This window comes from Serratia sp. J2, assembly GCF_046269175.1.
GTDB lineage: Bacteria > Pseudomonadota > Gammaproteobacteria > Enterobacterales > Enterobacteriaceae > Chania > Chania fonticola_C.
In genome coordinates this window covers 193984-220854 of sequence record NZ_JBKABN010000008.1, presented here as the reverse complement: position 1 = coordinate 220854, position 26871 = coordinate 193984, and the positions used below count along the sequence as shown (strand labels likewise).

Genomic DNA, 26871 nt, shown 5'->3' with positions numbered 1-26871 from the left:
TTTTTCTTCTGGCGCGTTATCGATCTGGTCGAAAGCACGTGCAGAACCACCGTAGGTTTTAGCCAGAACGGTAGTGATTGCAGCGGTCAGGGTAGTTTTACCGTGGTCAACGTGGCCGATAGTACCAACGTTAACGTGCGGTTTGGAACGTTCAAATTTTTCTTTAGACACGGCTATATTCCTTAACTCTTTTGCTCCCCCCTCATGGAGGGAGCACTGATCAATGTGTTAAACCCGAAAGCTTATTTACCACGGGCTTCAATTACGGCCTGAGCGACGTTGTTCGGCGCATCATCGTACTTCAGGAACTCCATGGAGTAAGAAGCACGGCCTTTGGTCAGAGAACGCAGTTGAGTTGCGTATCCAAACATCTCGGACAACGGAACTTCAGCGTGAATCTGAACGCCAGTAGCGTTGGATTCCTGACCTTTCAGTTGACCACGACGACGGCTAAGGTCACCGATGACGTCACCAGTGTTCTCTTCCGGCGTTTCAACTTCAACCTTCATGATAGGCTCAAGCAAAACAGGTTTTGCTTTCTTAAAGCCATCTTTAAAGGCGATAGACGCGGCCAGTTTAAACGCCAATTCGGAGGAGTCAACATCGTGGAAAGAACCGAAATGCAGACGCACACCGAGATCAACTACCGGATAACCGGCCAGTGGACCAGACTTAAGTTGCTCCTGGAGGCCTTTATCAATGGCAGGGATGTATTCCGTTGGGATCACACCACCTTTGATGTCATTGATGAACTCGTAGCCTTTCGGATTTGAGCCCGGCTCCAGTGGGTACATGTCGATAACAACATGACCATACTGACCACGACCACCAGACTGCTTGGCGTGTTTACCTTCGATGTCAGTAACTTTCGCGCGAATTGCTTCACGGTAAGCAACCTGTGGTTTACCCACGTTCGCTTCAACGTTAAATTCACGACGCATACGGTCAACCAGGATATCCAGGTGAAGTTCACCCATACCTGCGATGATGGTCTGACCTGATTCTTCGTCAGTCCATACGCGGAATGATGGGTCTTCCTTCGCCAGACGGCCCAGAGCCAGACCCATTTTTTCTTGGTCAGCTTTGGTTTTTGGTTCTACCGCTACGGAGATTACCGGCTCAGGGAACTCCATACGCTCAAGAATGATCGGGCTATTTGGATCACACAGCGTATCACCGGTAGTTACGTCTTTCAGACCGATTGCCGCAGCGATGTCGCCTGCACGAACTTCTTTAATCTCTTCACGCTTGTTAGCGTGCATCTGAACGATACGGCCAAGACGCTCACGCGCGGCCTTCACGGAGTTCAGAACGGTGTCACCGGAGTTAACAACGCCAGAGTACACACGGAAGAACGTCAGGTTACCCACGAATGGGTCGGTAGCGATTTTGAACGCCAGTGCAGAGAACGGCTCTGAGTCGTCAGAATGACGCACTGCCGGGGTATCTTTACCGTCGTCCAGAATACCGTTGATAGCTTCAACGTCATTTGGTGCTGGCAGGTATTCGACAACCGCATCCAGCATTGCCTGTACGCCTTTGTTTTTAAAGGCAGAACCACAGGTTACCAGAATCACTTCGTTGTTCAGCACGCGCTGACGCAGAGCTTTCTTGATTTCTTCCTCGGTCAGCTCTTCGCCGCCCAGGTATTTGTCCATCAGCTCATCAGAGGCTTCAGCAGCAGACTCAACCAGATTCTGGTGCCATTCAGCAGCCAGTTCTTGCATGTCAGCTGGGATCTCTTCGTATTCGAAGGTCACGCCTGCATCAGCTTCGTTCCAGTTGATGGCTTTCATTTTCACCAGGTCAACAACACCGGTGAATTTCTCTTCTGCGCCAATTGCCAGCTGCAATGGAACCGGGTTTGCGCCCAGACGAGATTTAAGCTGACCAACAACTTTCAGGAAGTTGGCACCCATACGGTCCATTTTGTTAACGAACGCGATGCGTGGCACTTTGTATTTGTTAGCCTGACGCCATACGGTTTCAGACTGTGGCTGAACACCACCAACAGCACAGTAAACCATTACCGCGCCATCAAGCACACGCATGGAACGTTCTACTTCGATGGTGAAGTCAACGTGCCCTGGGGTGTCGATGATGTTTACACGGTGCGGCTCAAACTGCTTGGCCATACCAGACCAGAAAGCAGTTGTCGCTGCAGAAGTAATGGTAATACCACGCTCCTGCTCTTGTTCCATCCAGTCCATGGTGGCGGCGCCGTCATGAACTTCACCGATTTTGTGGTTTACACCGGTGTAGAACAGGATACGTTCGGTAGTTGTGGTCTTACCGGCGTCGATGTGAGCACTGATACCGATATTACGGTAGCGCTCAATGGGTGTTGTACGAGCCATTTGATTCCTCTATTGCCTTAGGCGGTTCGGTGAAACCAAGCGGGTTGGCTTCTTGAAGCGCCCACTTGGTTAGCATAACTACTGCGTGGATTACCAGCGGTAGTGGGCGAACGCCTTGTTGGCTTCTGCCATACGGTGAACGTCTTCACGCTTCTTAACAGCAGAACCTTTGTTCTCTGCTGCATCAGACAGTTCGTTCGCCAGGCGCAGAGCCATGGATTTATCACCACGTTTACGAGCGGCATCAACGATCCAACGCATTGCCAGGGCATTACGACGAACCGGACGAACTTCAACTGGTACCTGGTAAGTAGAACCACCAACGCGGCGAGACTTAACTTCTACAGTCGGGCGAACGTTGTCGAGAGCGACTTCGAAAGCTTCCAGGTGACCTTTACCAGAACGCTGAGCCAGGGTCTCCAGCGCGGTATAGACGATTGCTTCTGCAGTAGATTTCTTGCCATCTACCATCAGAATGTTTACAAATTTAGCCAACAGCTCGGATCCGAACTTAGGATCTGGCAGGATTTTACGTTGGCCTATTACGCGACGACGTGGCATGGAAATACTCCGTTGAAAATTTCAGGATTGTCCAAAACTCTACGAGTTTATTTTGACATTAAAATGTTTGGCCTTACTTAACGGAGAACCATTAAGCCTTTGGCTTCTTCACGCCGTACTTGGAACGAGCTTGCTTACGGTCTTTAACGCCGGAGCAGTCAAGTGCACCACGGACGGTGTGGTAACGCACACCTGGCAAGTCTTTAACACGACCGCCACGGATCAGGATTACGGAGTGTTCCTGCAGGTTGTGGCCTTCGCCACCGATGTAAGAACTCACTTCGAAACCGTTAGTCAAACGCACACGGCAAACTTTACGCAGTGCGGAGTTTGGTTTTTTCGGGGTGGTAGTATATACGCGAGTACATACGCCACGTTTCTGCGGGCAAGCTTCCAGCGCTGGAACGTTGCTTTTAGCAGCCTTCACAGAGCGTGGTTTGCGAACCAGCTGATTAATCGTAGTCATTAAAAAAAGCTCCTGGGTTTTGCTTCGTTTTTTGCTTCGTAAACATGTGATAAATCCCCCGTATGCACTTTTGGCACAGTACGAGGACGCAGAATTTTATGGCTGACTGGTAGAGGTGTCAAGAAATATACAACATCACACGCATTACCATGCCATTTGGCTGTGGTGTTTCTCGGTTAACACAACGAAGTCAGTATAACCGATTAGCGTTATTTTGTGTGAAAAATGACCAGACAGGGCTCTGGCATCCAGATCGTCCTGCAGCGCATAAAGGGATATGGGGGCATTGAGCAATAAATCAAGGCTGGCGCTACCGGCCAGGCCAGCCAACACGCCGTCTTGCAACAACAGCAAGGCATCACCTTCTCTGGTGAGTCTTAACAATGCAGGCAGGTCGCAACGGGTTGGGGAATGGCTGAGGGTATACAGCATCAAAATTTCCTAGAAAGTCATGACCACATCGTAAGCGGCCAGTTTCTGGCGCAGAGTATCAGGCGGCAGAATTTCGGCCTTCAGCACCCAGTCCGTGACCTGTTGTAGGCCGCGCTCCTGGATGGCCGTTGCGCAGAGATAGCAGTTTTCAACGTCATACAGCGGCAATACGCCAAAGGTGGCGATGTAATTGCGGGCCAGGATCTTTTCGGGTTGTTGGCCCGGCAGCAGTTGCAACACGCCATCGCCGACAAAAAACACGCCGATATCCTCGCTCAGTGCCGACGTCGCCAGTACCGCATCCAGCCCCTCTCTGCCAGAAGCGCTGCCATGTGGCCCCTGGGTAAATACAAACGCAACTCGCTTCATTCTGCTCACTTAAAACTGTACCAGGCGATCGTTGCTCAACGCCGCTTCTGCCAATGAGCCCAAACCGCTGAGGGTAAACCCCGGCTGCAGGTTAGCGGCCGCCAACGCCAGCTGCGCAGCTTCTTGCTCATCGGCTACGCCACGGCGCAAAGCTGCCGCCACACAGACGTTAAGCTCCACACTATGCCGCTGGGCCAGATCAACCCACGCACGCACCAGATCGAATTCATCGCTGGCCGGAGATGATAGCTGGTTGGCATTCAGCACCCCTTCGCGATAGAAAAAGACGCTGGTAATGCGGTGGCCTGCCGCCAACAGGGCCTGGGCGAACTGCCAGGCGCTGCTCGCTTGCTGAGTGCCATAAGCCGGGCCGGTGACCAATAGGCAGTAGTTAAGCATCAGCGCTCATTGCCCAGCAGATCGCCACTCTTGAACTGGCGGATATACAGGTAAACCGTATGTTTGGAGATATTCAGACGATCGGCAACCTGATTGATCGCGTCTTTGATGTCAAAAATGCCTTTCTCGTACAGGTTGAGTACGATCTGGCGATTTTTGGCGTTATTGGACACGTTGCGATCGGCATTCACCTCTTCGATGGTGAACTCCAACGTCTGCGCTACCAGATCGTCAACCGAGGAGGCGAAGTTGACCGAGGAGGCCACCTCCTGCGTTTCCGGCGGCATAAAGGTCTGGATGATCTGCGAGAACGGCACATCGAGGTTCATGTTGATACACAGCAGGCCGATCACCCGCTGTTCGCGATTGCGGATGGCAATCGTCACCGACTTCATCAACACGCCACTTTTGGCCCGGGTGAAATAGGCTTTAGAGACGCTGCTGTCATCGCCCGCCATATCATGCAGCATACGCAGTGCCAGATCGGTGATCGGCGAACCGATTTTACGCCCGGTGTGCTCGCCATTGGCGATACGCACGGCGGAGCATTTCAAATCCTCCAGGGAGTGCAGTACGATTTCGCAGTGCCCACCAATCAGCATCGCCAGCCCGTCGACCACGACTTCATACGACTTCAGGATTTCATGGTCCGTCTGACTAAACGGACGCTCATTCAGCAAATCAAGTTCGCTGGCTTCGCTGGATAAAAGCGAATTTGACATCGAAGATACCACCTACATAGATCGCCTGTGCCAGGGGACGCAACTAAAACGGCTCGCGCAGGAAGCAATCGCTGCCGGGAGCAGTTTTAGGTACACGCCCTAAGGGGCAGGCGCATGATTCATAAGTTCAGACCCAGAGTCTAGCAAAACGGTCAGATGCTGGTTCTTACATTTGCGCGTGATATTGACGTTAAGCCCGATGCCCGGCAGGCGTCAAGCGATCAGTAGAGACAGGGAGTAAAGTTGCAGGATATTTTGCATTCTTGGTAGCGCAGAAATGAAAACCGCCGCGAAGGACATTCGCGGCGGTTGGGAAAATCTCAGACTTATTTGGCTTTAGCGTCTGCAGCAGCTTCATCAGCCGCTTTTTCTGTTTTGTCGTCAGCCTTGGCTGCCGGTTTCACATCCAGCAGTTCAACGTCAAACACCAGCGTGGAGTTGGCAGGGATCCCTGGAACGCCATTTTTACCGTAGGCCAGTGCTGGTGGGATAACCAGTTTGATCTTGCCACCTTTCTTGATGTGCTTCAGGCCTTCGGTCCAGCCTGGGATCACGCCGTCCAGACGGAATGACAATGGCTCGCCGCGATCGTAGGAGTTGTCAAACACGGTGCCGTCGGTCAGGGTACCTTTGTAGTTTACCACTACGGTATCGCTGTCTTTCGGTGCTTCACCGGTCCCTTCTTTCTCTACTTTGTACAGCAGACCAGATTCGGTTTTCTTCGCGCCTTTTTCTTTGGCGAAGGCTTCAGCGTATTTAGTGCCTTTCGCTTCGTTTTCTTTCGCGTCCTGCTCCATCTTCGCCTGAGCGGAAGCCTTCACGCGCACTTCAAAACCTTGCAGGGTTTTTTCGATGTCAGAGTCATTCAGCTTGCTCTGCTTGGCAAACGCGTCCTTAACAGCCCCAAGCATCACATCTTTGTCCAGCTTGATGCCCAGCTTTTCTTGTTCATCCAGCGAGTTTTCCATGTAGCGGCCGAGTTGAACACCCAGTGCGTAAGCTACCTGCTCATCGTCATTCTTGAACTTGCCGGTGCTTGGTGCTTCTGCAGGTTTAGCCGCTTCAGCAGCAGGCGCAACCTCACCGGTAGTGGTAACGGTAGCTGCATCAGCAGGTTTGGCCGCATCGGCTGCCATCACTTGGGTCGCATTCAGAGCAAGAGCCATAGTGGTTGCCAGAAGCGTGACTTTAAACAAAGATTTCATCCATTTCTCCAGTGTCTGAAGCGGTGCCTCAAACCATCATTAAGTAAGTTAACCGGGCTACTATAGCTGCCTGAAACAAAACAAAACAGTCACACAGGTAACCAATCGAGTCAAGATGTGACCTCATATTGGTAGCAAAGTTCAAGAAAAATAAAAATAGCATTGATAATTAACGATTTTATTTATCGACTTTGCGGATTGAATTACCCGCTCTACGGCAGTGAAAAACCGCTTGCCGAAATTGGCAGGCACAAAGCCGAGCGCTACTGATAACATAGTGCCAGAATCCCAGATTTAACAGTGCCAGAGGTAACATTATGCACGAGAAAGACTACGACAACCTGCTGCTGCGGTTGGAAGAGATGGAAAGCCGCCAGGCCTTTCAGGAAGTGACGATTGAGGAACTCAATCAAACCGTGGTGCAGCATCAGCTTGAAATGCTGAAGATACAGGAACATCTGCGCCTGCTGACCGACAAGCTGCGCGCTAGCCAACCTTCGATGATCGCTTCACAGTCGGAAGAGACGCCTCCCCCGCATTACTAAAAAAGGCCGCCGAAGCGACCTTTTGTTGCAGTTACAGCACCAGGATTAGTGGCAGCCGCAACCACCGTTGCCACCACAGCCGCCTTTCTTGCCGTGGTCATGATCGTGGTCGTGATCGTGGCCATGACCGCCGCAGCAGCCGTCACCGTGTTCGTGGTGATGATCGTGCTCACCGTGAACGTGGCCGTGAGCCAGTTCTTCTTCGGTCGCTTCACGAAGCGCCACAACTTCTACATGGAAGTTCAGGTCTTGGCCAGCCAGCATGTGGTTACCATCAACCACTACGTGGTCACCATCAACTTCGGTGATTTCAACCGGAACCGGGCCCTGATCGGTATCAGCCAGGAAGCGCATGCCTACCTGCAGTTCATCAACGCCCATAAAGACGTCTTTAGGAACGCGCTGCACCAGGTTTTCATCGTAGTTGCCGTAAGCTTCGTTAGCGGCAACATGAACGTCGAAACGATCGCCCGCTTCGTGACCTTCAAGTGCTTTTTCCAGACCTGCGATCAGAGAGCCATGCCCGTGCAGATAGTCCAACGGTGCACTCACCGGAGACTCATCAACCAAAACACCGTCTTCTGTACGTACTTGGTAAGCCAGGCTGACCACCAAGTCTTTTGTTACTTTCATGATATCTCCTACCGTTGGAAACTAAATCGGTGGAGATTGTAGCGGAAATCTCCAGCGCTGTACCCTTCAGCATAAAAAATCACGGCAGATAACGCTACTCCGGATCAAAAATACCGATCACCTGCTCCTGCGGCCGAACGTGTTTTTCCACCTGTTGCTCGGTCTGGCGCTGATGGTGGCCACACTTGACGCACTCCACCACTTCGACCTGGTCTTCACGCCAAACCGCCAGCGTATCCATAGCGTTACAGCTTGGGCAAACCGCCCCGGCGATAAATCTTTTACGTGTTGCAGACATCTTTGTGCTCCGAATTATTCGTATTCATCCCAGCCGTCGAACTGCCGTTTTTCTTTTTGCATTTCGCGGTGGAAAAGTTCTTCCAGCTCGCGCCGGGCTTCTTTCACGCGGGAAATCTGGGCCACGTCCCCAAGATGCGGCGGCATCAGTTCACGCAGCATACGCATATCCAGACGGCGAAAATGCTGCTGAGCGCGATAAGCCTGATGTGGGTGCATCCCCAACTCCGTTAACGCCTTGCGCCCAAGCTCCAGGGCGCTGGAGAAGGTTTCACGACTAAACTGTTTTACGCCAGCCTGTAGCAACTCATGCGCTTCCACACGCCCCCTCGCCCGCGCCAAAATGGACAGGTTGGGGAAGTGCTGCTGACACAGATGGACGATGGCCATGGTATCTTCCGGCTCATTGCAGGTAATGACGATAGATTTGGCCTTTGCCGCACCGGCTGCCCTCAGCAGTTCCAGCTCCGTGGCATCCCCGTAGTAAACCTTGTAACCGTATCGGCGCAATACGCCAACCGCGCTAACGTCCCGCTCCAGCACGGTGATACGCTTCTTGTTAGCCATCAGCAAGCGGCCAATTACCTGCCCGAAGCGGCCGAAACCGACGATGATTACCTGCGGATCGTCATCTGCCACGTAGGGAGCCTCTTCATCCTCATCCTTGGCGTTATAGCGGCGGGCCAGAATGCGATCGATAATCTGCATCAGCAGTGGCGTGGTCATCATTGAGAGCGTCACCACGACCAGCAGCAAGGCCAGTTGTTCGTCATCGAAGATATGCTGCGTCGAAGCCGCCGAGAACAGCACGAAGGCAAACTCACCGCCTTGGCTCAGCACCCCGGAAAATTGCAGACGTACCGAGCGCCGCAGGCCAAAGATACGCGCCATTGAGTACAACACACCCGACTTCACCGCCACCAGGATCACCACGCCAAGCAGCACTTCCAGCAGATGGGTATACAACACGCCCATATTCAGTGCCATGCCTACCGAGATGAAGAACAGCCCGAGCAACAACCCTTTGAAAGGCTCAATGGCGATTTCCAGCTCATGGCGATATTCGCTCTCAGCCAGTAGCACCCCGGCGATAAAAGTCCCCAATGCCATCGACAGGCCAAGGGCATCCATAAACAACGCTGCCCCCAGCACCACCAACAACGCGGCGGCCGTAAATATTTCACGCACCCCAGATGAGGCGATATAACGAAATAACGGGCGTAACAGGAAGCGCCCCCCGATCAGCATGCCGCCGAAGGCCGCCACCTTCATAGCGATTTTTGCCCAATCGTCGCTGGTACCTGCGCCACCGGCCAGGATCGGGATCAGCGCCAACGCCGGGATCACCGCCATATCCTGGAACAGCAGCACCGAGAAACCTAGCTGGCCCCCCTCGTTACGGTTCATCCCCTTTTCACGCATCAGCTGCAGCGCCATGGCCGTCGATGACATGGCCAGACCAATGCCGCCGATCACTGCCGCCTGCCAGGCAAAATGGCTGAAATACAGCAGCGCGCCGAGCACGGCGGCCGTGGCCAGTACCTGCCCGGCACCAACACCAAAGATCGAACGACGCAGTTCCCATAGTTTGGCCGGGTTCAGTTCCAGCCCGATGATAAACATCAGGAACACCACACCCAACTCGGAGAAATGCAGAATTTCATCCACATCCCGAATGAATCCCAATCCCCACGGGCCGATGGCGATACCGGCGATCAGATAGCCTAAAACAGCCCCGATCCCCAGACGGCGGGCGATCGGCACCGTCACCACCGCAGCAAACAGGAACAGCAGTATGGCGGTTAATAGCGAGGAACCTTCCATCAGTGCCTCCCGGTGTGCGGTAAAGGGTTACGCAACCAATCGCCATAGGCGCTGGCGTGGCTGCTCAGCACTTCTGGTTTCTGGCGGCGTGCCCAGTAGACGAGGATCGGCGTCAGCCAATGCATATGACACATGGCCGCAGTCAGCTCAAAAGGGCGCAGAATATCCTCGATCGGGTAGCGATTGTAACCGCCGGTGCGATAGGCACCTTCCGGCTCCCCGGTAGTGATCACCGAACGCCAGTATTTGCCTGCCAGCGCATTACCGCCCATCCCACTGGCAAAGCCACGGGACAGTACACGGTCCAGCCACTCTTTCAGCAAGGCTGGGCAGCTATAGGTATACAGGGGATGTTGGAAAACGATGACCTGATGGTCGCGCAGCAGTTGTTGCTCGTGATGGATATCAATAAAGAAATCCGGATAGTGCGCGTATAAATCGTGCACGGTGACATGTTCCAACTGCTGTGCCGGTTGTAACAAAACCCGGTTTGCTACCGAGTCCTGGGATTCCGGATGGGCATACAGCAGCAAAACCTTCGGCGGCTGTGACATCATTCCCCTCCAAAGCGTCGTCAGGGTGGCGGATTTCCGTTACCATGCAACGCAAAGACTAATAATAGGACTGCTACGCGTCCTGTTAACGTAAACTCAATTCAATTTAACATACTCTGAACAAACGGCGCTTTATGATTGTTTTCTCCTCGCTACAAATCCGACGCGGCACCCGCGTCCTGTTGGACAACGCCACGGCGACGGTTAATCCAGGTCAGAAGGTTGGCCTGGTGGGTAAGAACGGCTGTGGGAAATCGACGCTGCTGGCCCTGTTGAAAGGTGAGATCGCCGCAGACGGTGGCAGCTACACCTTCCCAAACAACTGGGCGCTGGCCTGGGTGAATCAGGAAACACCGGCACTGGACGTGCCCGCCATTGAGTATGTTATCGATGGAGATCGGGAATTCCGCCAGTTGGAAGCCGAATTACAGGTGGCAAACGATAATAACGACGGCCACGCCATCGCCACGCTGCACGGCAAGCTCGATGCCCTGGATGCCTGGACCATCCGTTCCCGTGCCGCCAGCCTGTTGCACGGTTTAGGCTTTTCCAACGAACAGTTGCAAAGCCCGGTGCGCGCCTTCTCGGGCGGATGGCGTATGCGCCTCAACCTGGCTCAGGCTTTGGTTTGCCGCTCCGATCTGCTGTTGCTGGACGAACCCACCAACCACCTGGATCTGGATGCAGTGATCTGGTTGGAACGCTGGCTGAAAAGCTATCCGGGCACCCTGGTACTGATTTCGCATGACCGTGATTTCCTCGACCCAATCGTCGACAAGATCCTGCACATCGAAAATGAGACCATCAACGAATATACCGGCAACTATTCCTCCTTCGAGCGCCAGCGCGTCACCAAACTGGCACAGCAACAGTCGCTGTATCAGAGCCAACAGGAAAAAGTGGCGCATCTGCAAAGCTATATTGACCGTTTCCGTGCTCAGGCCACCAAGGCCAAACAGGCACAGAGCCGCATCAAAATGCTGGAACGGATGGAGCTGATTGCCCCAGCGCACGTCGATAACCCGTTCACGTTTAGCTTCCGCCAACCCGAAAGTCTGCCAAACCCCTTGCTGCGCATGGAAAAAGTCAGCGCAGGCTATGGCGACAAAGTGATCTTGCAGTCAATCAAGCTCAACCTGGTGCCCGGTTCACGTATTGGCCTGTTGGGGCGTAACGGTGCCGGTAAATCAACGCTGATCAAAATGCTGGCTGGCACGCTGGAGCCGCTAAGCGGGGAGATCGGGCTGGCAAAGGGCATCAAACTGGGTTACTTCGCCCAGCATCAGTTGGAATTCCTGCGCGCCGATGAGTCTCCACTGCAACATCTGAGCCGCATCGCCCCTCGCGTGTTAGAACAGCAATTACGCGATTACCTTGGCGGCTTCGGCTTCCAGGGCGATAAAGTCACCGAAATCACCGAACGTTTCTCCGGCGGTGAAAAGGCACGGCTGGTGCTGGCGCTGATCGTCTGGCAGCGCCCTAACCTGCTGCTGCTCGATGAACCGACCAACCACCTGGATCTGGATATGCGCCAGGCGTTGACCGAAGCGCTGATCGATTTCGAAGGGGCATTGGTGGTGGTTTCGCACGACCGCCATCTGCTGCGTTCTACTACCGACGATCTGTATCTGGTGCACGATGGCCAGGTGGAGCAGTTCGAGGGCGATCTGGACGATTACCAGCAGTGGCTTAGCGATCTGCAAAAGCAGCAGGCACAGCAGGATGCCGCACCGAAACAGGATAACGGCAACAGCGCCCAGGCGCGTAAAGACCAAAAGCGCCGTGAAGCCGAATTCCGTACGCAAACCCAACCACTGCGTAAGCAGATCGCCAAGCTGGAACAACAGATGGATAAGCTGGGTGCCGAATTGGCCGCGGTGGAAGAACAGCTGGCAGACTCGGCGCTGTACGACATCAGCCGTAAAGCCGATCTGACCGCCTGCCTGCAAAAGCAAAGCCAGGCGAAATCCGCTCTGGAAGAAACGGAAATGACCTGGCTGGATGCCCAGGAACAGCTGGAGACGCTCACCCAGGCGTTTGAAGCAGAGAGTTGATTTAACGCCCCCCTCACCCTCTCCCACAGGGAGAGGGGCTCTATCGTGCTACAGCTTAACTCTGGTTATAATCCTTTATATCAACTAGTTAAATATTAACTCTGTAATCACCTACGAGCTCAATTCAGCTCCCTCGCCCTGTGGGAGCGGGTTGGGGCGAGGGGCAGGCAATGCGCTGGCGGATCTGCTCCAGTGAGTCCTGGTTATAGAGTTTGCCATCCAGGAAGCGCGTTTTCAGTTCGCCCTGCTGTTCCTGCTGCCAATCCTGATTATCCAGCAGTTGATATTCCCCTGCTTCATCGCGGACCACCCGCAACAAACCGCGTGCAGACTGTTTCAGACCGCTGTCGGTCTTCGGTTGTTTGAAGATAGGGCGCCCCACTCCGTTCACCTCACCGTAGGTGGCCTTCATCGCGAAACCAAAGGTATCGCGGGTATTATACTGATAAGTAAAGGAACCTACGCCAAACACTACGTTAGAACTGGCAAAACCTTTCGCTTCCAGCCGTTGCAGAATTTCCTGGGCGCGTTCCAGAGTGATGGAGTCTCCATAAATCAGCCCGACATGCGGATCCAACACTTTGTAGCCCTTGCTGTTAACCGTGCCGCCAAAGATTTCCCACAACACTTCCACCGAGCCTTTCTCTTCGGGGCTACGTTGCGTACTGCGATCGCTGTCGTCGCCGGTTCCACAAAGAATAGCCACCGGGTCGCCACTGTCTGGGCGGAAGACCACTCGGCCATCGCGCGCCATAATCTTGCTGTGTAACTCACGAGTAAACTCCGTCAGCACCTGCCAGTAATCCCAGGTATCCGACACGATGGAAACCAGCCCGTTCGGGTAAAGATCTTCAATCAGGCGGCGGAACGTTTCGATCTCCGTTGCCTGCTCTCCCATGCACATCACACTATGTTCGGTGGCGGGAATGCTGCCAGCCACGAAGTAATCTTCAGCGGTTGGATAATACTTCTGTGCGTACAGCACCGCAGGAATGTTGTCGGTCCCCTTGAAGCTGAGCAAATGCCCGGCACCGGATTGCGCGACATCATGCATGCCCGACATGCCGCGGAAAGAAAAGTCGTGGCATTGGAAATCCAGATGCGCCAGGTCATCACAGGTTTTATCCGCCCACATCTGGCAGATCTTGCGGTAATGGTGGGCAATGGTGGCATTGGTGGAAGCCTTCCACAGTTCGGCCGAGATCACCGTTTCCAGGTAGTTGACCAGCCAGAAGAACTCCTCACGCGTATTGGTGATGGTCAACACAGGCACCTTCATCCTCACCTTGCTGCCTTCATCCAGCCCTTTGATATGCAGCGGCAGATAGCCCAGCTGATGCAGGGCGCGAATATGCTCCACGCAGACTCGGTCCTGACCAATGTAGCTATCCATCAGCTTTTTATATTCCCCCACTACCTGCTCTTCCGGTTGGGCAAAAAACTGTTGGTTGAAGAGATCCACCATGAACCACTGCAACAAACCCTGCAAACCAAAGAACACCAGTTGGCCGTCCGGCAACGGGGAAGCAAAGAACCGATCGCTGCGCGGCGTGAAGTTGGAATAGATCCGCGTAGTACCCAGCGGATACTGCTCACGGTGTGACACTTTATAGCCATCAATCGCCAGAATAGGATTGGTCAACATAGTCGGTTCCTTAGTGAGCGTAGATACGCGCAATATCAATCAGTTCAACACGTTGCTCAGCGAGTTCCGCCGCAGCATAGGAAGTGGTGCTATAGATGTTATCGATGCCTTGGCTCAGCAAAGCCGCAGTGCCTTTGGAAAACACCCCGTGGGTGACATACAGGCTGACCGTACGAGCCCCCGCCTGACGCAACACCTTGGCCGAGCCGATAAAGGTACCGCCGCCGTCGCACAGGTCATCCACAATCAGCACGTCTTTGCCCTGCACATCACCGGCCAGCAGCTCGAAACCCGTCAGTTCGCCGCTGAATACGTCCCGGTGTTTGGTCAGGATGCCGTATTGCGCGATGCCAAAGTGCGCCGCCACCGCGTGAATTTTTTTCAGCGCTCCGGCATCCGGAGCCATCAGTAACAGCTGCTGCTGGGTCAGTAAATTGGCCAGTCTGCTGCTGTGCTGCATGCACTGTTGCTGAGTAATGATGTGCATGTTGTCGATCACGGCGGCAGCCACTTCACTGTGTGGATCGAGCACCGTCACGCGGTCAAACGCCAAGGTGTTTAGTAATTGGCCGAACACCTTGAGCGCAAAGCTGTCGCCGGAGGTCATATGGCGATCCTGGCGGGCGTAGGGCAGGTAAGACAGCTCAAGCAGGCTTTCTTTGATCAGAAACTGGTGGCGTACCGCCTGCGTCAACTGTGCCAACAGCATGAAGTCATCCATGCTGCGCATTGCGCTGGCACGTATACGCATCTGCCAAGCCCCCGTTGTTTCAGGCTGTGCAAAACGGGCATACACCGCCCCATCGGGAAACTGCCCGGTTGTCACCTTCACTTCAATGTCGTTCAAAAACAACTGCAGCTGTGCGCTCATATTTTTCTCCCCCGCTAATTATTGTCCCTGGGACACTTATATAATTGTCCAAGAGACATTTATTGGCAAGCGAAAAATGCCTTAATCGCAGAGAAATCGCTTAACCATTTGTTTATTTGAGCTTTTAATAATTATCATTAGCCAGCAGCTATTGTTATATTGTCTCAAAGACCTTTTTAGCCGAGCGCCAGCATGACCACGCAAGCCGAGTACCTGAAAAACTACGATCCGCGCCTCTTCCCCTCACCGCTTGTCACCGTCGACAGCGTGCTGTTTACCGTACACGGCGGGAAGCTGTGCGTGCTGTTGGCCAAGCGCGCTAATCAGCCTTTCCTCGATCAGTGGGGATTGCCCGGTGGGTTTATCGATTTGCAGCGTGACACCTCCACGCAAGCGACGGCCGAACGTAAACTGAGGGAAAAAACCGGTTTGGTGCCACCCTATCTGGCGCAGTTGGCCAGTTTTTCCGGCCCCGAAAGGGACCCGCGCGGCTGGAGCCTGACCACGGTCTACTTTGCTCTGATCGCCCATGCCGATTGCCAGCCGCATATCGCCGACGTGAGCGACGTAGCCTGGGTGCCGTTGGACAGCCTGCAAGCGCAGCAGCTGGCTTTCGATCATCAAACGATCGTAGAAGCGGCACTGCAGCGGCTGCGGCAAAAAACGGCTTACTCCATGCTGCCGGTCTATTGCCTGCCAGCGGAGTTCACGCTTTCCCAGTTGCAGGAAGTGATTGAGATCATCTTGTCGCATACGGTACAGCGCAAAAGCCTGATGCGGCGTTTTGACGCTTCGGAAATGTTTGAGGAAACCGGCGAGAGAGTGGCAACAGGCGCACGTAAGGCACGCCTGTATCGCAGGAAAGCGGGAATAGATATGAGAAACTTTTCCAGAAACCTGATGGTGGAGTGATCCTCAGGCGCGATAGAACGGCTTATCTCCCAGAATGGTCGCGCGGTGCATAATACGCCGCTGCGGCAGGTAATCCGCGTTGGCGTAATGCTGCGTCACCCGGTTATCCCAGATGGCAATATCATTGGCCTGCCAGCGCCAGCGCACCTGAAACTCCGGCTTGGTGATATGCGCAAACAAGAAGCTCAGCAAGGCATCACTCTCCTTCGCCGCCAGATCGACAATCCGCGTAGTAAACCCCTCATTGACGAACAGCGCCTGCTTGCCGGTCACCGGATGGGTGCGGATCACCGGATGCAGCAAAGGTGGGTTTTTCTGCACGGCCAACTGCCAGCGCTGATGCTCCTCCTCGCTACCACGATGTTTATACTCGGGGAACGACTTGGTGAAGTCATGTTCCGCCTGTAACCCAGCCAACAGCCGCTTAAAGGGTCCGGACAACGCCTCATAGGCGGCAATCCCGCTGGCCCACAGCGTGTCCCCACCGGTCGTCGGCAGCTGCTTGGCGGCTAAAATCGCCCCCTGCGGCGGGTTTTCAATAAAGGTAACGTCGGTATGCCAGTTGTCGTTATCCGGCGGGTTATCGTTATGGGTATCCAGCACAATGATCTCCTCCACATCGGGAGCATGTGGATACACCGGGTGAATATGCAAATCGCCGAAGCGCCCTGCCAGCTCGCGCTGTTGTAGCGGTGTGATTGGCTGTTCGCGCAGGAACAGCACCTGATGTTTGAGCAAAGTATGATAAAGCTGTTCAAACTGGCCGTCGCCCAGTGGCCGCGCCAGATTGACGTTTTCCACCAACGCGCCGATATAAGGCCCCAACGGGGTAATTGCCAAACGTTCGTTCATTGCTGTACTCCATGCCAGGGGGTCAAACGGCGCTGTAAGGCACGCAGCCCCAGCTCCAGACCAAATGCAATTATCGCAATCACGCTGATACCAGCGATCACTACGTCGGTCGCCAAAAACTCACCTGCGGACTGCACCATGAATCCCAGACCGCGCGTGGCGGCAATCAGTTCGGCGGCCACCAGCGTAGACCAGCCGACGCCCAGGCCAATACGGATGCCGGTCAGAATTTCCGGAAGCGCGCTGGGCAACACCACAAAGCGCAACAGTTGCCAGCGGTTAGCTCCCAAAGCTTGTGCAGCACGAATGCGCACCTGCGCTACGCTGCGTACGCCTGCGACGGTCGAAAGCGTCACCGGGGCAAAAATCGCCAGGTAGATCAGCAGGATTTTCGAGGTTTCGCCAATGCCAAACCAGATCACCATCAGTGGCAGATAGGCCAGCGGCGGCACCGGGCGATAAATTTCAATCAGGGGATCGAGCAGGCCACGTACCGTCTCACTCAGTCCCATCGCAATACCCACCGGGACACCGATGACCACCGCAGCAAGCAGCGCTACCAGGATTCTGCCCAGGCTGGCGGCTAAGTGTTGCCACAACGTGGCATCCATAAAGCCTTGCGGGCTGGCAATGACCACCAACTGATGCAATACCTGCTGCGGCGCGGGCAGAAATAACGGGCTGACCAGTTGCAAGGCGGTTACCGCCCACCAGACCGCCAATAGCACCAGCAAGGTTGCCGTGCTCAACTTGAGGCTGTGCGGCAGCGTGAAACGAGATTGACGCACCGCTGTCGGTACTGCGGCTTTCAGAACAGAATGCAGGCTCATAGCAAGGCCTCGCGCTGTTGGAACACCCGGCCCAGCACGTATTCACGCTGGGCGATAAACTCAGGATCGGACTTGATGGCGCGGCAAGCCTCTCCGGCGGCATAGCGCTGGCCAAAATTCAGCGATAAACGCTCCACCACCTGCCCAGGGCCAGGAGAAAGCAGTATCAGCTCGCTGGCCAGGAATACCGCTTCTTCAATGTCATGGGTGATCAGCAGCACCTGCTTGCCGGTATCGCGCCAAATGTTCAACAGCAGTTCCTGCATCTGTTCGCGAGTGAATGCGTCCAGCGCCCCGAAAGGCTCATCCAGCAGCAATAGCCGAGGATCGGCAGCCAAGGCGCGGGCAATGCCCACCCGCTGACGCATCCCACCGGACAGTTGCCAGATAAAGTGTTGTTCATAGCCGGTCAGCCCCACACGTTGCAACATCTGCTGCGCCACCTTGCGGCGTTGCGGCTTGGCCACACCGGCCAGCTGTAAACCAAACTCCACGTTATCCACCACGTTGCGCCACGGCAGTAAGCCTTCATGCTGGAAGACCACGCCCCGCTCGGCTCCTGGGCCTTTGATGGGGACATCGTCCAGCGTAATGCTGCCTGCCGTTGGCTCAATAAACCCGGCGATCAAATTCAGCAACGTGGTCTTGCCGCAGCCAGAAGGCCCCAACACCACCACCAATTGCCCTCTGGCTATCTGGAACGACACATCGCGCAGCGCCGCACGCCCCTGATAATCGGCCGAAAGATGGTTAACGTTTAGCATGGCGGACCCCTTACGACTGCGGCGCAGCCTGCACCTGTTTGACAAAGCGGTCGGTCACATAGGCACTGTAATCACTGTCCACCTGCGGGATCTTGCCTTGTTGCTTGAGGAACTCGGCGGTATCACGAATGGCTTTATCTACCGGCTGGCCCAGTTGAGTAATCTGATCGGCGACCGGCAGGTAGCGGTTACCCTTCACCAGTTCCGGCACCTGCTCTGGCGGAACTCCGCTCAGGCGAGCCAGCGTGCTGAGGTTGCTTGAGTCTTTCAGCCACTGTTCCGGCTGTGCCAGATAGGCCTTCTGCGCTTTCAGGGCGCTGGCAGCAAACGCGGTGACGACTTCCGGATGCTGCTCGGCAAAGTCTTTGCGCACTACCCACACGTCCAGCGTTGGTGAGCCCCACTGGCCAACCTGCTCGGAGTCGGTCAACACCTTGCCCTGTTTGGCGAGTTCATTGACCACCGGAGCCCATACGTAAGCCCCGTCGATATCCCCACGCTGCCAGGCCGCTGCAATGGCTGGCGGTTGCAGGTTGAGAATTTGCACCTGGTCAGGTTTGATGCCCCAGTGTTTCAGAGAGGCCAGCAGGCTGTAGTGAGTGGTGGAAATGAACGGTACCGCAATACGCTTACCGATCAGATCCTGGGGAGATTTGATGTCCTTTTTCACCACCAGCGCTTCGGAACTGCCCAGCTGTGAGGCGATCAGGAACACTTCGATAGGGAGCTTCTGGCTGGCGGCCACGGCCAGCGGGCTGGAGCCGATATTGCCAATCTGCACGTCGCCAGAGGCCAGCGCACGCAACACGCTGGAGCCGCTATCGAACTTGCGCCAGTCAACGGTCGCGCCAGACTGTTTGGCAAAGCTGTTTTCCGCCTGCGCCACCTTGGCCGGTTCGGCGGAGGTCTGGTACGCCACGGTGACGTCCACTGCCTGGGCACTGGCCGCACCGAGCGATAAAGCCAACAATACTGCACTGCGTAATGAGAAAAGTTTGCTCGCCATGATCCGCTCCGTTGATAAAATTCTGTGCTGTGACCAACAGTTTTATCTGAGCGGCGTTCGGCAATAAAAGAATAAAAAAATATTCTTTATTACTTATGGCGATATCAATGCCACCCACTCTCCCCCTGCACGGCTACTGCGCTGAGCGGCATCAATAAACGCCATCCCTTGCACACCCGTTTCAATCCCTGGTAACAACGGTGCCGCCGAAGGGTCATCACGCAAACACCGGGCCGCTTCACGGTAAATCTGGCCAAACCCTTCCAGATAACCTTCAGGATGCCCAGCGGGTACGCGGGCCAATTGGCGGTTCTCTACGTGCTGAAATGCCGAAGCGCGGGTGATGCAATAGGGGGGCGCGTCAAAAGGCCGTATCCACAGCTGGTTCGGGTTTTCCTGGCAAAACTCCAGGCTGCCCTCACTGCCGTAAACTCGTAACTTCAGCCCATTCTCATGACCACAGGCTACCTGGCTAGCCCAGAGCCGACCTTTGGCACCGTTGGCATAACGCATCTGCACTCGCACGTCGTCATCCAGCTTGCGCCCCGCGATGAATGACGTCAGCTCAGCGCTGATCGCCTCAGGCAACATGCCACTGACAAACTCTGCCAGTTGCCAGGCGTGGGTACCTACGTCACCGATGCAACCGGATCCGGCTTTTTCCGGCTGCGCACGCCAACCGGCCTGCTTGTTGTCGGTCAGTTCCAGCGGTTTTGCCAGCCACTGCTGCAGATATTCCACCTCAATGAAGCGGATCTCACCCAACTCCCCCGCCAATATCCGGCTACGTGCCTCACGCACCAGCGGGTAGGCGCTGTAGTTATGGGTCAGGATCAGTTGTCTGCCGCTGTGGCGCACCATTTGTGCCAGTTGCAGAGCCTCGGCATAGGAGGTGCATAACGGCTTATCGCAGATAACATCAATCCCGGCGTTGAGAAAGGCACTGGCGACTGGGGCGTGCAAATGATTCGGGGTCACGATCGCAACGACATCAATTCCATCCTCGCGTGCCGCTTCCGCCAACGCCATCTGGCTAAAATCGGCATAGCAGCGTTCCGGTTGCAGATGCAGTAGCGCCCCGGTGCGCAGACAGTTTTGTCTATCGGAGGAGAAAGCCCCGGCGACCAGCTCAAACTCATCGTCCATCCGCGCCGCCAGCCGATGCACCGCGCCAATAAACGCGCCTTCACCACCACCTACCATTCCCAGCTTCAATCTCATGATGCATCCTCCACGCCCAGCATGGCTCTGACTCGCTCACGGTCAGTATCCACCGCGGCAAAATCATCAAAGGCCCGTTCCGCTACCGGAATTATATGGCGGGCGATAAAGGCGGCACCTTCGCGTGCCCCAGCCTCCGGCGACTTAAGGCAGCACTCCCATTCCAACGTAGCGACTCCAGGGAAGCCGTACTGCGTCAGCTTGCTGAAAATCGCCGGGAAATCGATCTGCCCGTCCCCCAACGAACGGAAGCGCCCAGGCCTTTCCAACCACGGTTGGTAGCCCCCATATACGCCGCTGCGGGCGTTGGGGCGGTACTCGGCATCTTTGACGTGAAATGCGCGGATACGTGGGTGATAACAATCGATAAAGCCCAGATAGTCCATCTGCTGCAAATGCAGATGGCTCGGATCATAGAGAATATGGCAGCGGGGATGATTGCCGACCTTGGCCAAAAAGCGTTCAAAGGTCACGCCGTCATGTAAATCCTCCCCCGGATGCAGCTCATAGCACACATCTACACCAGCCCGATCGAAGGCGTCCAGGATCGGCAGCCAGCGCTTGGCCAACTGTTCGAAGGCCTCTTCCAACAGTAACGCATTATGCGGCGGCCAAGGATAGAAATAGGGCCACGCCAGCGCCCCAGAGAAGGTCGCATGGGCCGTTAGCCCCAAGCGCTGAGATGCCTGTGCTGCCAGCAACAGTTGCTCCGTTGCCCAGGCTTGCCGCAGCTGTGGTTTACCCCGGATTTCTGGCGGAGCAAAACCGTCAAAGGCCAGATCGTAGGCCGGATGGACGGCGACCAACTGCCCTTGCAAATGCGTCGACAGCTCGCTGATGCGAATACCGTGCCGCCCAAGCCGGGCGACGATCTCATCACAATAATCCTGACTACGCGCCGCCAGCGCCAGATCGAAAATGGCCGGCTCAAGCGTGGGGATCTGGACGCTGGTGAAGCCCAGCCCGGCAGCCCACTCCGCCAGGCCATCCAACGTATTAAACGGGGCCTGCTCGGCGATAAACTGCGCCAGAAACAGCCCCGGCCCCTGCATCGTCTTCATGCTTCTCTCCCTAAAATCACCGTACGTTGGCTGCGTACCGCCTCGTCCGCAGCCAGCACCACCCGTAAGCTGTTCAGCGCATCCTGAAGATGCTGATTGAGATCCAGCCCCTCACGAATAGCCCGCAAAAAGTAACGCTGTTCACTCAGGCACAGCGCTAAATGGTCCGGCTCATCCTGGCAATCGATCCAGCGATCCGGTCGCTTAAAGCGATTCTCATCGTCTAAATCGGCGTAATGCACCCGCAATGATTCGGTTTTGGTATGTCCCCCGACATCGTCAGAAGCCCTTTCGTGATGACGGGCCACGATCGAAACCGCGCCGCGCGGCCCAATGACGTCTTTCACAAAGTAAGCCGTTTCACTGATCATCGGCCCCCAGCCCGCTTCGTACCAGCCGATCGATCCGTCGGCAAAACGCACCTGTAGCTGGCCGTAGTTATACATCCCCTGCGGCAGGTCATCGGTCAGCCGGGCACCAATAGCGCTTACGCTGATCGGTTCTGCCTGGGCCATCTGGCACATCACGTCCAGATAATGTACTCCGCAATCAACGATTGGCGACAATGACTGCATCAGGTTGCGATGCACATTCCACATCTGCCCGTGGCTTTGCTGGTTGAGGTTCATCCGCATCACCAAGGGCTTACCCAAACCGCGAGCGAGCTCCACAAACTGCTGCCAAGAGGGGTGATGGCGCAGAATATAGCCCACCACCACCTGTCGTTGTGCCTGATGAGCAGCAGCAATCACCCTTTCAGCCCCTGCTACCGTGGTGGCGAGCGGCTTTTCGATAAACAGATGACATCCCGCCGCCAGTGCTGCCAAGGCGTAGGTTTCGTGGGTGTCCGGATAAGTGGTCAGGCACACGGCATCAGGCCGGGTTTGCGCCAGCGCCAACTCAAAGTCGCTAAAGGTGGGATAGTCGCCCCCCAAATGTTGATTGAGCAACTCACGCGACTCGCCCCGAGCCACCAGACCGCAGATTGTCACCCCTTCCATAGCGTGGTAGGCCTCGGCATGGGACGCCCCCATATTGCCGCAGCCCACCACCAGCACCCGCAAATCAGCCATCGCGTTTCTCCCCTGCTGGAATATCCCGGTAGTTGAAGGTGAAGAAGAACAGCGCGGCGATCGCCAATGCACCGAAGGCCGGATACCACCAGAAGTGCTGCCATTGCGGCAACGCCGCAGTTCCTTCCGCCGTCACCATATGGTTAAACAGCGCACCGCTGATTTGTGAACCAATCAGCATACCGATGCCGTAGGTGAACAACACCAACAGGCTTTGTGCCTGACCTTTTACCTTATCGCCCGCCACTTTATCGGTATAGATAAAGCCGATAACGAAGAAGAAGTCATAGCACATGCCATGCAGGATGATGCCGAGGTAGATCATCCAGCGCATTTCTTCGGTAATGCCCAGAGCGAACATCACATAGCGCAGGAACCAGGAAAGCATGCCGATCATCAGCATGTACTTGATCCCCAAGCGGGCAAACAGGAACGGGATCAGCAGCATGAAGAACAGCTCGGACATTTGCCCCAGCGACATCACGCCACCCACGTTGGTGAAACCGGCCGCGGCAACGAACGGCGCAGCATAGGCGTAATACGCCGCCAGCGGGATAGAGATCAGCATGGCGCAGATGATAAACACCAGGAAATGGCGCTGCTTGAGCATCGCGAAAGCATCGGCACACAGCAGATCGCGCATTTTTACTGGCTTGCCGCGTTCCGGTGCAGGGGTATGCGGCAGCGTAAAGCTGTAAATCGCCAATACCAACGAAGCTACGGCAGCCAGCATGAAGATATCGGTACTGTCCGACAGGCCGCTGGTGCCGACAATCAGTCCGGCGACAATCCAGCCAAAGGTGCCGAACGCCCGCACAATCGGGAAGGCCTTCTCACTGTTGCTCAGGCTATAAAATGCCACGTTGTTGCTCAGGGCAATGGTGGGCATGTAGCACAGCATATAGCCGAAGATGAGCCACAGTAGACCGCTGCCCTGCCCTTCAGCAAAGAAGCCCGGCATCATCCACAGCAGGCCTGCCCCAATCAGGTGCAGCACGGCTAACACTTTCTGTGAAGCGAAGAAGCGATCGACCACCATGCCCAGTACAAAAGGCGACAGAATGGAGGCGATCGGCCCGGTGGAATAGGCATCGCCAATGATCGCGGTCAGTCCATATTTGCCCATCACCACGCCGAGCGTGACGTACCAGGCTCCCCAGACAAAAAACTGCAGGAACATCATCAGTGCCAGCCGCGGCACCACCCATTTGAACGTGGTGCTTTTGGCCCCCAGGGCCAGGCTATCTGTTTGCATAACTCCCCCCATTGGTGTTGGTTGGTTAATACGGCAACGACGCCGGTGCTAACCGCTTTCCGGCAAAAAGGACGGCATCACCACGCCGCCGGGTTGTTGCGCCTGGCCTTTCACCTGCGCGACATGTAATTCACAAATTCGTCCTCCCCAGCGCAGTAAAACCTGGCTAAGCGCGGAGCGCTCTGCGGGCACTAATACCACCGGTGTCGTACCGCGATGATGGTGATCCAGCATCCAACCGAGTAACTCAAGGGCGATCTCTTCGCTATGGCTGCACCCCGGCCCCAACATGCGGGAAGCCGGGTGTGCCACAGAGGCCAAATAGCCACCGATGCGCTCGTCCAGCTCCCAGACGGCAACCCGCCACAGTCCACGGGTATCATTGAGGAAATAATCGATATCGCGCTGGCGTTCGATGCCCAGTATTTCGCGCTCCAGCTCCAGGATGGCGGGCAGATCGTCGAGCCGGGCTGCCCGCACCTGGCCGCGAGTCAGGCGTGGATAAGCAAATCCCTGGCTCGGCACTGGGATCGTCATATCCTGATAGAGGGCATACGGGGTAAATCCCCCGCGCTGGTAGAGCGAATAGGAATCCAGGTTTAGCGCGCTGGATAGCAAACGAACCGGTAACCCCCCCGCCAGTTCGTCGGCCTTGGCCAACAAACGGCTGGCGATCCTCCGGCCGAAATAATCGGGATGAACATTCATGATGCCCAACCCCAAATGAGTTTCACGCGGATGGAAAAAGCAGGAGCCGCAGATTGCCCCTTGTTGATCGCGCGCAATCCAGTGGTGGCCCTCATCCAACTGCTGATAAACATCAACAAACAGCCCACAACTTTCCGGCCCGGCAGAGAAGATGTCACCCAGCCCGTGGCGCTGATACCAGGCATTGGTTGAACAATGGATCAGAGCGGCAATCTCGCTGCGATCCTGCGCCTGCGCTAGCTGAAGCTGTATCTCCATCTGCCACCTCCTATTGCGTCACCATTGGGGGTAATTCGGTCTAAATTAGAAATGTAATCGATTTCATTTTGCGATAAATAAAATGTAATCGATTTCTTTTTTTCGGCAACCGGATTGATATGATTAAAAGCAGGTAGAGGATGAATTTGTAATCGCTGTCACAAACTCTTCGTAGTGATCGTACTTTTTGCCGCATACTGTGCGAGGCAAACGGGCAGAAGGAAAAGCAAACCATGTCGATAGCAAAGGTGGCGAAAATCGCTGGCGTCTCAGCGGCCACCGTCTCACGGGTGTTGAACGGCCAACAGATCGTCAAACCGGCCACTCGCGATAAGGTCCTGGCGGCGATCCGCGCGTGTGACTATCAACCCAATCTGCTGGCACGCCAACTGCGCACTGCCCGCAGCGGGATGCTGTTGGTGCTGGTGTCCAATATCACCAACCCCTTTTGCTCACTGGTGGTACGCGGTATCGAAGAAGAGGCCGAACGCCACGGTTACCATATTCTGCTGTGCAACTCGGAATCCAATCCCACCCGTGAATCCGCCTACCTCAGCCTGCTGAGTGGCAAGGTGGTTGACGGGGTGATCACCATGGATGCCATCAGCTGTTTGCCGGGGCTGACTGCCATGATCGGTGATTTCCCCTGGGTACAATGCGGCGAAGGGGATACCCAATTCCGCGCCTCCTCCGTCACCATCGATAATCACCAGGCCGCCATGGCCGGTGTGCAGCACTTGGCCGCCAAGGGCCGCCAACGGATCGCGTTGCTCAATGGTGATATGCGTTATCTGTATTCACAACAGCGGGAACAAGGCTACCGGCAGGCGTTGGCAGAGCTGGGGCTGGACTATTGCCGGGTCGAATACGTAGAAGGGCTGGACTACGCCGCTGGAGCCAAGGCGATGAATGATTTGCTAGCAGAAGGGCCGCGGCCAGATGCGGTATTTGCCATTTCAGATGTGATTGCCGGAGGCGCGATGAGTACCTTGCATCAGCAGGGCTTGCGTATTCCAGAAGATATCGCGGTAATGGGATTTGACGGTGTGCCTTTTGGCAGCATCACCACCCCGCCGCTGACCACCATCGTACAACCCATGCATCAGTTCGGCGTGCGCAGCGTGCAGTTGCTGCTGGAGAAAATTCAGGGCCAGCAGTTGCCTCCTTGCCACGACGTGCTGGATTGGCAACTGCTGGAACGGAGTTCAACCTGAAATCGTGCCGCGCAAGAAAATACGTGCGTGGCCACCCAGCAAAGTACGCTCCCCTTGCAGTTCGCAAAACAGTTCACCACCGCGTGATGATAGCTGCTTGGCATGCAATACGTGGCGGCCAAGACGCGCCGTCCAGTAAGGCATCAGTATGCAATGGGCGGAGCCGGTGACCGGATCCTCGCTGCGATCCAGCGAGAAATAGCGCGAGACAAAATCTACTTCATCGCCCGGAGCCGTGACGATCACGCCACAGCCAAGGTGGTCAATCAGCTCGGCGATCGCAGGCTGTACCGCCCTGACCTGCGCCTCATCGGCCAATACCGCCATCAGCGACTGGGCTCGCCACACTTCCTGCGGTTGCACACCGAGCAAAGCGGCCAACCGTGGCGGTTCAGCAATCTTCTGTGGTGGGCGAGAAGGGAAATCCAGGATCAGCCTCTCACCGTCGGCCACATCGCGTTTGACATACAGTTCACCGCTGGCGGAACGAAAACGGATATCGCTCAAAGCCGGGTTGGCTACGTTTAACAGCACGTGCGCCGTAGCCAAAGTGGCATGTCCGCAGAGATCCACTTCCCGCGTTGGCGTGAACCAGCGGATCGCGTACATGTCACCATCCTCCCAGACAAAGCTGGTTTCCGGCAGGTTCAGCTCGTTGGCGATGGCCTGCATCTGTGCCGCCTCCAGCGGTTGTTGCAGCAGGCAGACACCGGCCGGGTTGCCCCGCAGTCCCTCGCCGATAAAGGCGTCCACATGGAAATAGTTTTCGTTCATCAGCGTTCC

29 protein-coding genes are annotated in these 26871 nt (G+C 55.5%); 4 read left to right on the top strand and 25 right to left on the bottom strand.

The window, feature by feature from the left end:
• The 9 genes from ACKWMY_RS11320 to fkpA form a co-directional block, all read right to left on the bottom strand.
• Positions 1–171, bottom strand: a 171-nt coding sequence (locus ACKWMY_RS11320; RefSeq protein ID WP_235163334.1) for a GTP-binding protein, incomplete at its 3' end; no start/stop codon positions are given.
• 71 nt (positions 172–242) lie between these two features.
• Complete coding sequence (gene fusA, locus ACKWMY_RS11315) at positions 243–2357, bottom strand: elongation factor G (RefSeq protein ID WP_024530836.1); 2115 nt, start codon at positions 2355–2357, stop codon at positions 243–245.
• A gap of 90 nt (positions 2358–2447) precedes the next feature.
• Entirely contained in the window at positions 2448–2918 is a 471-nt protein-coding gene (gene rpsG, locus ACKWMY_RS11310; RefSeq protein WP_021181637.1) for a 30S ribosomal protein S7, read from the bottom strand.
• A 91-nt stretch (positions 2919–3009) separates the two neighbouring features.
• Positions 3010–3384, bottom strand: a complete 375-nt coding sequence (rpsL, locus tag ACKWMY_RS11305) for a 30S ribosomal protein S12 (RefSeq protein WP_021181638.1) — start codon at positions 3382–3384, stop codon at positions 3010–3012.
• A 144-nt stretch (positions 3385–3528) separates the two neighbouring features.
• Entirely contained in the window at positions 3529–3816 is a 288-nt protein-coding gene (tusB, locus tag ACKWMY_RS11300) for a sulfurtransferase complex subunit TusB (RefSeq protein WP_024530835.1), read from the bottom strand.
• Positions 3817–3825: 9 nt separating this feature from the next.
• Complete coding sequence (gene tusC, locus ACKWMY_RS11295) at positions 3826–4185, bottom strand: sulfurtransferase complex subunit TusC (RefSeq protein ID WP_024530834.1); 360 nt, start codon at positions 4183–4185, stop codon at positions 3826–3828.
• A gap of 9 nt (positions 4186–4194) precedes the next feature.
• Positions 4195–4584 carry a sulfurtransferase complex subunit TusD gene (tusD, locus tag ACKWMY_RS11290; RefSeq protein ID WP_074032196.1) on the bottom strand — a complete coding sequence of 130 codons (390 nt, stop codon included), beginning with the start codon at positions 4582–4584 and terminating at the stop codon, positions 4195–4197.
• Positions 4584–5306, bottom strand: a complete 723-nt coding sequence (locus ACKWMY_RS11285; RefSeq protein WP_024482691.1) for a transcriptional regulator — start codon at positions 5304–5306, stop codon at positions 4584–4586. Before ACKWMY_RS11285 ends, tusD begins: the two co-directional genes overlap by 1 nt.
• A 326-nt stretch (positions 5307–5632) precedes the next feature.
• Complete coding sequence (gene fkpA, locus ACKWMY_RS11280) at positions 5633–6511, bottom strand: FKBP-type peptidyl-prolyl cis-trans isomerase (protein ID WP_409486310.1); 879 nt, start codon at positions 6509–6511, stop codon at positions 5633–5635.
• Between the two features lie 317 nt (positions 6512–6828).
• On the opposite strand from fkpA, the gene ACKWMY_RS11275 reads away from it, so the two are divergent.
• A complete protein-coding gene (locus tag ACKWMY_RS11275; RefSeq protein WP_024530832.1) occupies positions 6829–7056 on the top strand; it encodes a protein SlyX in 228 nt (75 codons plus the stop codon).
• A 45-nt stretch (positions 7057–7101) separates the two neighbouring features.
• On the opposite strand, the gene slyD is transcribed toward ACKWMY_RS11275, so the two are convergent.
• The 4 genes from slyD to kefG form a co-directional block, all read right to left on the bottom strand.
• Complete coding sequence (slyD, locus tag ACKWMY_RS11270) at positions 7102–7689, bottom strand: peptidylprolyl isomerase (protein ID WP_021181645.1); 588 nt, start codon at positions 7687–7689, stop codon at positions 7102–7104.
• Between the two features lie 94 nt (positions 7690–7783).
• Positions 7784–7987: a YheV family putative zinc ribbon protein gene (locus ACKWMY_RS11265; RefSeq protein ID WP_029711887.1), complete on the bottom strand. Its 204-nt coding sequence runs from the start codon at positions 7985–7987 to the stop codon at positions 7784–7786.
• 14 nt (positions 7988–8001) lie between these two features.
• Positions 8002–9810: a glutathione-regulated potassium-efflux system protein KefB gene (gene kefB, locus ACKWMY_RS11260; RefSeq protein ID WP_024530830.1), complete on the bottom strand. Its 1809-nt coding sequence runs from the start codon at positions 9808–9810 to the stop codon at positions 8002–8004.
• The gene (gene kefG, locus ACKWMY_RS11255) at positions 9810–10364 is read right to left on the bottom strand and encodes a glutathione-regulated potassium-efflux system ancillary protein KefG (RefSeq protein WP_024482696.1); all 555 of its coding nucleotides are present in this window, start codon (positions 10362–10364) and stop codon (positions 9810–9812) included. Before kefG ends, kefB begins: the two co-directional genes overlap by 1 nt.
• 134 nt (positions 10365–10498) lie before the next feature.
• Here kefG and ACKWMY_RS11250 point away from each other — a divergent pair, with 134 nt between their 5' ends.
• Complete coding sequence (locus ACKWMY_RS11250) at positions 10499–12418, top strand: ABC transporter ATP-binding protein (RefSeq protein ID WP_024530829.1); 1920 nt, start codon at positions 10499–10501, stop codon at positions 12416–12418.
• Between the two features lie 124 nt (positions 12419–12542).
• On the opposite strand, the gene ACKWMY_RS11245 is transcribed toward ACKWMY_RS11250, so the two are convergent.
• Complete coding sequence (locus ACKWMY_RS11245; RefSeq protein ID WP_024530828.1) at positions 12543–14063, bottom strand: nicotinate phosphoribosyltransferase; 1521 nt, start codon at positions 14061–14063, stop codon at positions 12543–12545.
• A gap of 10 nt (positions 14064–14073) precedes the next feature.
• Positions 14074–14934, bottom strand: a complete 861-nt coding sequence (gene prs, locus ACKWMY_RS11240) for a ribose-phosphate diphosphokinase (protein ID WP_409486309.1) — start codon at positions 14932–14934, stop codon at positions 14074–14076.
• Between the two features lie 192 nt (positions 14935–15126).
• Here prs and ACKWMY_RS11235 point away from each other — a divergent pair, with 192 nt between their 5' ends.
• Positions 15127–15846: an NUDIX hydrolase gene (locus ACKWMY_RS11235; RefSeq protein WP_409486308.1), complete on the top strand. Its 720-nt coding sequence runs from the start codon at positions 15127–15129 to the stop codon at positions 15844–15846.
• A 3-nt stretch (positions 15847–15849) separates the two neighbouring features.
• On the opposite strand, the gene tauD is transcribed toward ACKWMY_RS11235, so the two are convergent.
• From tauD to ACKWMY_RS11190, 9 genes are all read right to left on the bottom strand, one after another.
• The gene (gene tauD, locus ACKWMY_RS11230) at positions 15850–16698 is read right to left on the bottom strand and encodes a taurine dioxygenase (protein ID WP_409486307.1); all 849 of its coding nucleotides are present in this window, start codon (positions 16696–16698) and stop codon (positions 15850–15852) included.
• The gene (gene tauC / locus ACKWMY_RS11225) at positions 16695–17528 is read right to left on the bottom strand and encodes a taurine ABC transporter permease TauC (protein WP_065684966.1); all 834 of its coding nucleotides are present in this window, start codon (positions 17526–17528) and stop codon (positions 16695–16697) included. Before tauC ends, tauD begins: the two co-directional genes overlap by 4 nt.
• Complete coding sequence (tauB, locus tag ACKWMY_RS11220) at positions 17525–18292, bottom strand: taurine ABC transporter ATP-binding subunit (protein ID WP_065684965.1); 768 nt, start codon at positions 18290–18292, stop codon at positions 17525–17527. The genes tauC and tauB overlap by 4 nt, the downstream gene beginning before the upstream one ends.
• Before the next feature lie 10 nt (positions 18293–18302).
• Positions 18303–19298, bottom strand: a complete 996-nt coding sequence (gene tauA, locus ACKWMY_RS11215; protein WP_024530822.1) for a taurine ABC transporter substrate-binding protein — start codon at positions 19296–19298, stop codon at positions 18303–18305.
• A 93-nt stretch (positions 19299–19391) separates the two neighbouring features.
• A complete protein-coding gene (locus ACKWMY_RS11210; protein WP_409486306.1) occupies positions 19392–20519 on the bottom strand; it encodes a Gfo/Idh/MocA family protein in 1128 nt (375 codons plus the stop codon).
• Positions 20516–21580 (bottom strand): sugar phosphate isomerase/epimerase family protein, encoded by a 1065-nt coding sequence (locus ACKWMY_RS11205; protein ID WP_161712868.1) that lies wholly within the window; start codon positions 21578–21580, stop codon positions 20516–20518. Before ACKWMY_RS11205 ends, ACKWMY_RS11210 begins: the two co-directional genes overlap by 4 nt.
• Positions 21577–22653 (bottom strand): Gfo/Idh/MocA family protein, encoded by a 1077-nt coding sequence (locus ACKWMY_RS11200; protein WP_409486305.1) that lies wholly within the window; start codon positions 22651–22653, stop codon positions 21577–21579. The genes ACKWMY_RS11205 and ACKWMY_RS11200 overlap by 4 nt, the downstream gene beginning before the upstream one ends.
• Positions 22646–23908, bottom strand: a complete 1263-nt coding sequence (locus tag ACKWMY_RS11195; RefSeq protein ID WP_409486304.1) for an MFS transporter — start codon at positions 23906–23908, stop codon at positions 22646–22648. Before ACKWMY_RS11195 ends, ACKWMY_RS11200 begins: the two co-directional genes overlap by 8 nt.
• 48 nt (positions 23909–23956) lie before the next feature.
• Positions 23957–24874, bottom strand: coding sequence for a GNAT family N-acetyltransferase (locus ACKWMY_RS11190; protein WP_409486303.1), 918 nt, complete (start codon positions 24872–24874; stop codon positions 23957–23959).
• Between the two features lie 233 nt (positions 24875–25107).
• On the opposite strand from ACKWMY_RS11190, the gene ACKWMY_RS11185 reads away from it, so the two are divergent.
• On the top strand, positions 25108–26088 hold the full coding sequence (locus ACKWMY_RS11185; RefSeq protein WP_409486302.1) for a LacI family DNA-binding transcriptional regulator: 981 nt from the start codon (positions 25108–25110) through the stop codon (positions 26086–26088).
• Here ACKWMY_RS11185 and ACKWMY_RS11180 read toward each other — a convergent pair.
• On the bottom strand, positions 26080–26862 hold the full coding sequence (locus ACKWMY_RS11180) for a PhzF family phenazine biosynthesis protein (RefSeq protein ID WP_024530815.1): 783 nt from the start codon (positions 26860–26862) through the stop codon (positions 26080–26082). The genes ACKWMY_RS11185 and ACKWMY_RS11180 overlap by 9 nt on opposite strands.
• Positions 26863–26871 lie beyond the last annotated feature (9 nt).

Bases quoted from the DNA above. Each gene is read 5' to 3' on its own strand.
- ACKWMY_RS11180 (WP_024530815.1), bottom strand. From the start codon at position 26,862: ATGAACGAAAACTATTTCCATGTGGACGCCTTTATCGGCGAGGGACTG.
- tauB (WP_065684965.1), bottom strand. From the start codon at position 18,292: ATGCTAAACGTTAACCATCTTTCGGCCGATTATCAGGGGCGTGCGGCG.
- ACKWMY_RS11235 (WP_409486308.1), top strand. From the start codon at position 15,127: ATGACCACGCAAGCCGAGTACCTGAAAAACTACGATCCGCGCCTCTTC.
- rpsL (WP_021181638.1), bottom strand. From the start codon at position 3,384: ATGACTACGATTAATCAGCTGGTTCGCAAACCACGCTCTGTGAAGGCT.
- tusD (WP_074032196.1), bottom strand. From the start codon at position 4,584: ATGCTTAACTACTGCCTATTGGTCACCGGCCCGGCTTATGGCACTCAG.
- ACKWMY_RS11210 (WP_409486306.1), bottom strand. From the start codon at position 20,519: ATGAGATTGAAGCTGGGAATGGTAGGTGGTGGTGAAGGCGCGTTTATT.
- ACKWMY_RS11285 (WP_024482691.1), bottom strand. From the start codon at position 5,306: ATGTCAAATTCGCTTTTATCCAGCGAAGCCAGCGAACTTGATTTGCTG.
- ACKWMY_RS11275 (WP_024530832.1), top strand. From the start codon at position 6,829: ATGCACGAGAAAGACTACGACAACCTGCTGCTGCGGTTGGAAGAGATG.
- ACKWMY_RS11190 (WP_409486303.1), bottom strand. From the start codon at position 24,874: ATGGAGATACAGCTTCAGCTAGCGCAGGCGCAGGATCGCAGCGAGATT.
- ACKWMY_RS11265 (WP_029711887.1), bottom strand. From the start codon at position 7,987: ATGTCTGCAACACGTAAAAGATTTATCGCCGGGGCGGTTTGCCCAAGC.
- tusC (WP_024530834.1), bottom strand. From the start codon at position 4,185: ATGAAGCGAGTTGCGTTTGTATTTACCCAGGGGCCACATGGCAGCGCT.
- fkpA (WP_409486310.1), bottom strand. From the start codon at position 6,511: ATGAAATCTTTGTTTAAAGTCACGCTTCTGGCAACCACTATGGCTCTT.
- tauA (WP_024530822.1), bottom strand. From the start codon at position 19,298: ATGGCGAGCAAACTTTTCTCATTACGCAGTGCAGTATTGTTGGCTTTA.
- kefG (WP_024482696.1), bottom strand. From the start codon at position 10,364: ATGTCACAGCCGCCGAAGGTTTTGCTGCTGTATGCCCATCCGGAATCC.
- ACKWMY_RS11185 (WP_409486302.1), top strand. From the start codon at position 25,108: ATGTCGATAGCAAAGGTGGCGAAAATCGCTGGCGTCTCAGCGGCCACC.
- tauD (WP_409486307.1), bottom strand. From the start codon at position 16,698: ATGAACGAACGTTTGGCAATTACCCCGTTGGGGCCTTATATCGGCGCG.
- rpsG (WP_021181637.1), bottom strand. From the start codon at position 2,918: ATGCCACGTCGTCGCGTAATAGGCCAACGTAAAATCCTGCCAGATCCT.
- tauC (WP_065684966.1), bottom strand. From the start codon at position 17,528: ATGAGCCTGCATTCTGTTCTGAAAGCCGCAGTACCGACAGCGGTGCGT.
- ACKWMY_RS11205 (WP_161712868.1), bottom strand. From the start codon at position 21,580: ATGAAGACGATGCAGGGGCCGGGGCTGTTTCTGGCGCAGTTTATCGCC.
- ACKWMY_RS11200 (WP_409486305.1), bottom strand. From the start codon at position 22,653: ATGGCTGATTTGCGGGTGCTGGTGGTGGGCTGCGGCAATATGGGGGCG.
- ACKWMY_RS11250 (WP_024530829.1), top strand. From the start codon at position 10,499: ATGATTGTTTTCTCCTCGCTACAAATCCGACGCGGCACCCGCGTCCTG.
- tusB (WP_024530835.1), bottom strand. From the start codon at position 3,816: ATGCTGTATACCCTCAGCCATTCCCCAACCCGTTGCGACCTGCCTGCA.
- ACKWMY_RS11245 (WP_024530828.1), bottom strand. From the start codon at position 14,063: ATGTTGACCAATCCTATTCTGGCGATTGATGGCTATAAAGTGTCACAC.
- prs (WP_409486309.1), bottom strand. From the start codon at position 14,934: ATGAGCGCACAGCTGCAGTTGTTTTTGAACGACATTGAAGTGAAGGTG.
- fusA (WP_024530836.1), bottom strand. From the start codon at position 2,357: ATGGCTCGTACAACACCCATTGAGCGCTACCGTAATATCGGTATCAGT.
- kefB (WP_024530830.1), bottom strand. From the start codon at position 9,810: ATGGAAGGTTCCTCGCTATTAACCGCCATACTGCTGTTCCTGTTTGCT.
- ACKWMY_RS11195 (WP_409486304.1), bottom strand. From the start codon at position 23,908: ATGCAAACAGATAGCCTGGCCCTGGGGGCCAAAAGCACCACGTTCAAA.
- slyD (WP_021181645.1), bottom strand. From the start codon at position 7,689: ATGAAAGTAACAAAAGACTTGGTGGTCAGCCTGGCTTACCAAGTACGT.